Below are 6,385 nucleotides of genomic sequence, written 5' to 3'. Positions count from 1 at the left end.
TGGCGCAAGCGGGTCGGGGAAATCCACGCTTTTGTCGCTGGTCTGCGGCATCGTTGCCGCGGACAGGGGCCGCGTATCCGTCGACGGGACTGACCTGGGCGCCAGGCGCGCAGGCGCCCGCGACCGGTTTCGCGCCGAAAGGATCGGGGTAATCTTCCAGCAATTCAACCTGCTTCCTTATGCCCGCGTCGCTGACAACATCCTTTTGCCGCTGCGCTTCGCCCCCGACCGCAGGGCGCGGGCCGGTGACGCTGCCAGCGAGGCCGCGCGCCTTTGCACCGCACTCGGCCTGCCGGGCGATGTGCTGGCAATGCAGGCGGGACGGCTGAGCGTGGGCCAGCAACAGCGCGTCGCGGTGGCGCGCGCACTGATCGGCGCGCCGCCACTGATCGTCGCGGACGAGCCGACCTCGGCCCTGGATGCAGCGACACAGGACACATTCCTTGGCCTTCTCTTCGACCAGGCCGGAGAGGTCGGTTCGTCCCTGCTCATGGTCAGCCATGACGAACGTCTGGGCGCGCGCTTTGACCGGGTCGTCCGGCTTGAGGATATCGTGACGAACGAAAGGCAGGCTGCATGATCCTCCGACTTGCCGTAGGGTCGCTTCTTGCGCGGGCGCTCACCGTTGGCATGACCGTGTTGGCAATCGCGCTGTCAGTCGCGCTGTTCCTCGGGGTTGAGAAGGTCCGCACCGGGGCAAGGGCCAGTTTCGCCGACACCATTTCCGGTACTGACCTGATCGTGGGCGCGCGCTCTGGCTCGGTGCAACTTCTGCTCTATTCCGTGTTTCGCATTGGCAACGCCACCAACAATGTCACCTGGGAAAGCTACCAGGACATTGCCGCGCGGCCGGAGGTGGACTGGATCGTTCCGGTCTCACTTGGCGATAGCCACCGCCAGTTCCGGGTCATGGGCACGACGCAAGAGTTCTTCAAACGCTACAAGTATCGCGGGGGCCGGTCGCTGGAGATCCCGGAGGGCCACGGCCTGGAAGACCTTTATGATGCGGTGATCGGCGCAGACGTGGCGGCGACGCTTGGCTATGCGGTGGGCGACCCGATCGTCGTCTCGCATGGGTTGGCGTCCTTTACCGAGCATGACGACCAGCCATTCCGTGTCGCCGGGATCATCGCCAAGACCGGCACGCCCGTCGACCGGACGGTGATCGTGAGCCTTGAGGCCATCGAGGCGATCCACGTCGACTGGCAATCCGGCGGCCAGATTCCGGGCCGGACAACGCCGGTCGAGGCCATCAGGACCATGGATCTGACGCCAAAGGCCATAACGGCGGCATTGGTGGGCGTGGACTCGCGACTCCAGATTTTCGGTCTGCAACGATGGATCAACGAGTACCCCGAGGAGCCGCTGCTGGCGATCCTGCCCGGCGTCGCGCTGGCCGAGTTGTGGCAGATCGTTGGCGTGGCGGAAACGGCGCTGCTGGGCGTGTCGGTGATGGTCGTCGCCACCGCGCTGCTTGGCATGATGGCAATGATCTTTTCGGGTTTGAACGAACGCCGGCGCGAGATGGCGATCTGGCGGGCCATGGGCGCACGTCCCGCCGTGATCCTCGGGCTTTTGGTCCTTGAAGCGATGCTCATGGCGGCTGCGGGTGCCACGCTTGGCCTTGCGCTTCTCTATGCGGGGCTTTCGGTGGCGCGGCCCTTGGTGGATACGGCTTTTGGCATCTGGCTGCCGATTGAACCGCCCGCAATGCGGGAACTTCTGGTTCTTGCGGGCGTGATCGGTGCCGCAGTCCTGGCAAGCCTGCTGCCAGCGCTAAGGGCCTATCGCCTCTCGCTTGCTGATGGCATGATGGTGAAGATATGATGATCGCACCTCGTTTCACACGCAGGCAGTTTGTGCTTGCCACCGGTGCCGGAGCCCTCCTGCCGGCGAGGGCGGAAGCGTCGCCGTTTCGTGAGATCACATGGGATGATCTGATCCCACCGGGGGTCCCATACGCGGAGATAATCGGCGAAGGCGAGATGGATGAGCAGAATGATACGTGGAATCCGATCTACGATCAGAATGCGACCAAGCTGAACACCGAACTGGACGGTGTTGCCGTGAAGCTGCCGGGCTATATCATCCCGCTCGACACAGGGGTTACGGGCGTCACGACCTTTGTCCTTGTTCCCTACGTAGGGGCCTGCATTCACGTGCCTCCGCCACCGCCGAACCAGCTTGTATTCGTGACAACCGAGGCGCCCTGGCCTTCGGACAGTCTCTGGGATGCGATCTGGGTCTACGGTCGTCTGAGCGCGCGGCCGCGATCGACGGAAATCGCCGAGATCGGCTATCACCTCGTGGCGGAAAACATCGAGATCTACGAATGGTGAGGCCCGATCCTGTTCGGCGGGGTGTCTGCCTCGGTCTCGCAGGGTTGATGGCCCTGACTGCGACCGGCCTGTGGGCCGAAGATGTCGTCGAACTGGACTGGCCCGACCTTGTGCCAGAGGGGGTGACATCGCTGCCACCAGAGCTTCAGGGCCTGGTCGCGCACAAAGATGCAGCCTTGGCAAGCGAACAGCCGCACTCGAACGGTGTTCGCAGGGATTGGAACGGCCTTACTGTCCGCCTTTCAGGATTCATCATCCCGCTCGATTATGATGGCACAGGTGTGACCGCGTTCATGCTGGTGCCCTACGTTGGCGCATGCATCCATGTCCCACCGCCCCCTGCGAACCAGCTTGTGCTGGTTACGACCGAAAGGCCCTATGCCGCGGGCATGCTGTTTGAGGCGGTGACCGTGACGGGAATGTTTGGGATCGCATCGACATCCACCCAAATGGCCGAAGTCGGATACGCGCTTTCCGCCGACAGTGTCGTGCCCTATCGCGGGCGAAAGCCGACTGAATAGGTTGAATGTCAGACCGGATCTGTGCGCCACTTACCCCCCGCAAAATGTTCTTTCGATCCAGGTGCGTACAGAATTTCTCGTTGTTTTGGGGGTTGCGCGGGAAGGGTCGATGGCCATCACCTGGGCGAAGAGGCTGGAGAGCTTGTTTCGCGGTCAATATTCTCCTGAACTGATGACCGCCCCGAGGTGGTGTTCGGCCGTTAGGTGACGGGTTCCCACGTCTTCGGGTCAGACAGGAGAGGAGGCAACGCGCGGATTTTCGCATCGATGCTTTTTCTTGTTTCTGCGGATGCTAAAACAACACCACTTCCACCTGAACTTCCGGCACTTGCGAGGAAACGATGGCCGAATTCGTAGTGGACGAACCCAACACGCGCGACGATGGCGATCCTTCCTCCGCACGGCTCGCGAACGGAAATTCGGTCATTGCCTATGCATCGGGCTTCGGATCCGGGGGAGCTTTGGAAGCGACCTTCCGCATTCTTGATGACGCCGGCCCGGCGCTTGGGGGCAAATCGGGCTGGGTCAACAGGCCGCGCTGACAGCCACAGATCCCGAAGTCGCGGCCCTTGAAGACGGAACTTTCGTCATCGCCTGGATTTCCGGGGCAAGCATTCTGGCGCAGCGGTTTTCGGCTGACAGCGCCTCTCTCGGTCCTGTGATCACGCTCCAATCCGGGGCGAACCTGAAGGATATCGATATTGTGGCCCGTTCGGACGGCGGGTTCGTCGTTTCAGCGCTGCACGGTGTGGCGCGGGGCGGCGGGTTCGCGGCGGTGACGTATGATTTCGCCTCCAACGACGCCACCGCCTTTACGCGGTCCATTGTGGAGACTGGCCAGTATGGCGGCTCGGGCTTGTCGATCTCGTCCGTCGAGACTTCGGACGGTGGTCAGTTCACGCTTTGGGCCGGGAATGGCGGCATTGGCGGCAGGTTCGAGGGCAGCGCCAGCATTGTCATCGATTCCGACTTTCATCTGAATGACGAACAGGAAGCGCAGGCCACCGCATTGACCAATGGCCAGGTCGTTGCTGCCTGGGCCGAAAAGGGCAACATCCGCATCGCGCTGCTGGAGCCTGAGGATGCGGGTTCACTTCAGCAGGGCACGATCGCCAATGCCAACAGGGTCGAAATCGCATCGCAGCCTGATATCCTCGCCCTTTCTAGCGGCGGGTTCGTGGTCATCTGGACAGTGCACGCCCCGGACGACACCAGCACCGATCTTCGGAGGGCTGGCGGCAGGTGGCCTGGACGGCGATCACTTCGTAGCTGGAACGACCGCGTTGGATGCCGACGACCGATTCATCTTCGATCGCGCCTCGGGTCGGCTCTGGTTCGACGCGGATGGCACCGGCGGCGCAGCACAGGACCTGATCGCCACCTTCGAGCAGGACGCCTTGGTAAGGGCGACGGATATCGAAATATTCTGAGGCTTCTGCCACCCGCCCAGTTCTTTGGTGCGAGGTGCAACGCCATTGAAGGCCTTGCCGGAATGAGAAGGTATTGAGCAGCGGGCCATGATGACTGGCCGCGACGGATCGGATGATCGCCGCCAAGGGGGAGGCGAGTTCCGAACATGGAGCCTCACGCCGTCAAGCTGAACTTCGGTGGGGCGCAGGCGCCGCCTGCGATTGCGCCGCGGTTCCGTTGATTGCGGCGAGAAGGGCCAGTGGAGCAGATACTGGCCTCACGGAAAATATGTGATATGATCTTTCTCGAAGTGTGGTTTAAGAGGGTTCGTGATGTCAAAGCACTCGCCGGAATACGGCTTTGCGACCAATGATGTGACATCGAGGTTGCGCCAGCAGATCCTTTCGGGGGAATTCGCGGCTGGTGAGCGGGTCAAGATTGCTGATGTCGCGGCGCGCTTCGAGGTCAGCGCCATGCCGATCCGCGAGGCAATGCGCACGCTGGAGGCCGAGGGGCTGCTGCAGATCATTCCCAACAAGGGGGCGATTGTTCGGCCCATCGATGCCGAGTTCGTTGCAAATATATACGACATAAGGGCCGCGCTCGAAAGCCTTCTGGTCGAGCGTGCTTGCCTGAACATGACTTCGCGTATCAGGTCTGAACTTCTTGAACAGCAAGGTGAAATCGAGATGGCGGCGAAACGGGACGACGCCGATTCACTAATGGAGCGCAACTCGACCTTTCATCGAATCCTCAACGCGGCGGGCAACAACGCCGAGGCCGAGCGGCTGTTGGGCCTGAACCAGAACATCATCCTGGCCCTGCGCAAGCAGCTTGGCTTCGCGCCCGGGCGGCTGGAGGCGATCGCGGCCGAACACCGGGAATTGCTGGATGCCGTTTTCAGGCGCGATGTGACACAGGCAGTCGCGCTGGCCCGGCTGCATGTGGCCAGCGCAAGAAGCGACATGGTGGAGCGCATTGATGCCCGCCGCGCCAAGAAATGAAGGGCAGGGCGCTGGCGTAAAATCATATCATAAAATGGTTGTTTGCGTCATAATATGATGTAATAAGAATTCATCCGTTTCAGGGAGGATTCGTATGAAACATCTGCATTCGCTCGCTCTTGCCGCGTCCATCGCATTGCCGGTGGCGGCTGGGGCCGAGACCCAGATCACGTTGGCGCACCACAGCGCCGTGGAGTCGATCAACAGCAAGCTGGCCGAGGCGTTCTCGGAATGCATCGCGGCCCGTGACGATGTCGGGATGTCCGTCGCGCATTTTCCCGCCGGGCAGCTTGGCACCGCGCGCGAGGTGGTGGAGCAGGTCAAGATCGGCGCGATCGACATGACCATCACCGACACGGCCTATATGTCGAACGTGCAGCCGGAGCTCACCGTCTGGCAGTTGCCCTTCCTCTTTTCGGGGTGGGATCATGCCGAGCGCGCGATGGATGGCGAGGCCGGGCAGATGACCGCCGATCTGCTGTTGGAAAACCAGAATATCCGGGTGCTGGGCTTCATGCACAACGGGTTTCGCGATTTCATGACGATCGACAAGCCCGTCGAAGCGATCGAAGACTTCAAAGGCATGAAATTCCGCTCTCCGCCCATCCCGATCTGGCTGAAGATGTTCGAGGCGCTGGAGGCAACGCCGGTCAGCGTCGACTGGAGCGAGGTTTACACCGCCATGCAGTCCGGCCTTGTCGAGGGCATGGAAAGCACGCCTGAGGGGTTCCTGAGCAGCAAGTCCTATGAAGTGGCGAAATACATCACCCGCTCGGGCCATATGTACAACCTGATGATGATGGTGATCTCGGATCAGGTCTATCAGGGCCTCAGCGAGGCCGAGCGCACCGCTGTCAGCGAATGCGCCGCCCTGTTCAATGAAACCGGCAATCCGATGTCGGTCGAGGGAAACGAGTCAGGATATGCCCAGCTTGAAGACCTTGGCCTGACGATCCTGGGCATCGACAAGGATCCGCTGGCGGAACGCCTCTCGGGCGCATGGCCCGCGATCCTCGAAGGCAACGATGGCGCAACGCCGCTTGTCGAGGCCATCAAGGCGGTCCGCTGATCGCGCAAATGCCCGGCGGCCCAGGGCGCCGGGCCCTACATT

Annotated in this window: 8 protein-coding genes; all 8 read left to right on the top strand. The window is 61.8% G+C overall.

Annotated features, from left to right (window positions below; translation table 11 throughout):
• Window positions 1-580 (top strand): ABC transporter ATP-binding protein (locus tag H7828_RS00145; RefSeq protein WP_226778909.1); only part of this gene is annotated, 580 nt, incomplete at its 5' end.
• The gene (locus H7828_RS00140) at window positions 577-1,827 is read left to right on the top strand and encodes an ABC transporter permease (RefSeq protein ID WP_226778908.1); all 1,251 of its coding nucleotides are present in this window, start codon (window positions 577-579) and stop codon (window positions 1,825-1,827) included. The genes H7828_RS00145 and H7828_RS00140, both read left to right, overlap by 4 nt.
• Window positions 1,824-2,339 carry a DUF3299 domain-containing protein gene (locus H7828_RS00135; RefSeq protein ID WP_226778907.1) on the top strand — a complete coding sequence of 172 codons (516 nt, stop codon included), beginning with the start codon at window positions 1,824-1,826 and terminating at the stop codon, window positions 2,337-2,339. Before H7828_RS00140 ends, H7828_RS00135 begins: the two co-directional genes overlap by 4 nt.
• Window positions 2,340-2,386: 47 nt before the next feature.
• A complete protein-coding gene (locus H7828_RS00130; protein WP_226778906.1) occupies window positions 2,387-2,860 on the top strand; it encodes a DUF3299 domain-containing protein in 474 nt (157 codons plus the stop codon).
• Between the two features lie 341 nt (window positions 2,861-3,201).
• Window positions 3,202-3,402 (top strand): hypothetical protein, encoded by a 201-nt coding sequence (locus H7828_RS00125; protein WP_226778905.1) that lies wholly within the window; start codon window positions 3,202-3,204, stop codon window positions 3,400-3,402.
• Window positions 3,403-3,563: 161 nt separating this feature from the next.
• Window positions 3,564-4,367 (top strand): hypothetical protein, encoded by an 804-nt coding sequence (locus tag H7828_RS00120; RefSeq protein WP_226778904.1) that lies wholly within the window; start codon window positions 3,564-3,566, stop codon window positions 4,365-4,367.
• Between the two features lie 235 nt (window positions 4,368-4,602).
• Window positions 4,603-5,274 (top strand): GntR family transcriptional regulator, encoded by a 672-nt coding sequence (locus H7828_RS00115; RefSeq protein ID WP_226778903.1) that lies wholly within the window; start codon window positions 4,603-4,605, stop codon window positions 5,272-5,274.
• A 94-nt stretch (window positions 5,275-5,368) separates the two neighbouring features.
• A complete protein-coding gene (locus H7828_RS00110) occupies window positions 5,369-6,343 on the top strand; it encodes a TRAP transporter substrate-binding protein (protein WP_226778902.1) in 975 nt (324 codons plus the stop codon).
• The last annotated feature ends 42 nt before the right edge of the window (window positions 6,344-6,385 follow it).

Source organism: Oceaniglobus trochenteri, from assembly GCF_020529025.1.
In the GTDB taxonomy this organism is placed as follows: domain Bacteria; phylum Pseudomonadota; class Alphaproteobacteria; order Rhodobacterales; family Rhodobacteraceae; genus Oceaniglobus; species Oceaniglobus trochenteri.
This window is presented reverse-complemented; position numbering and strand designations above follow the sequence as displayed.